The following is a 517-nucleotide window of genomic DNA, read 5'->3' on the forward strand; positions in this document are numbered from 1 at the left end:
CACGAGGAGCCTGCGGGGGTTGTCGAGCGGATCAAAAAAACAGTTCGTCGTCCTGCGGGCGCGGCGCGGGCCGGTTCGCGACCTCGACCGCCCCGTTCGGCCCGTCGAGCGGCTCGGGGCCCTCGGCCCCCGCGTCCGGGGCCCCTATCGCGTACGAGCGCCCGTGCTCCTGCCCGGCGGCCAGCCGCCGTGGCGCCGGAGCGGCACCGGACGCCTCGACGGGACGCGGCGAGACGGACTGCGGCGCCACGGATTGCGGCGCCACGGATTGCGGCGCCACGGACTGCGGCGCCACGGACTGCGGCGAGACGGATTGCGGCGGTGCGGGCTGGGGCGCCACGGACTGCGACGGTACGGACTGCTGCGGTACGGGCTGAGCGGGGGCGGCCTGCGCCGTCGCGCCCTCCGCAGGGGTGCCCTGGGCCATCGCACCCTGCGCCGGAGCCCCCTGCGGTGCCCCACCCTGCGGGCTCCCCTGCGGCGGCACCGCGTGCGGGCGGGCGCCCGTGCTCTCCCG

1 pseudogene is annotated in these 517 nt (G+C 78.3%); it reads right to left on the reverse strand.

Annotation, left to right across the window (positions count from 1 at the left end):
- Positions 1–31: 31 nt before the first annotated feature.
- Positions 32–517: pseudogene (locus SSBG_RS36155) on the reverse strand (response regulator); the annotation flags it as partial.

Origin of the sequence: Streptomyces sp. SPB074, assembly GCF_000154905.1 — a bacterium.
Classification (GTDB): Bacteria; Actinomycetota; Actinomycetes; order Streptomycetales; family Streptomycetaceae; genus Streptomyces.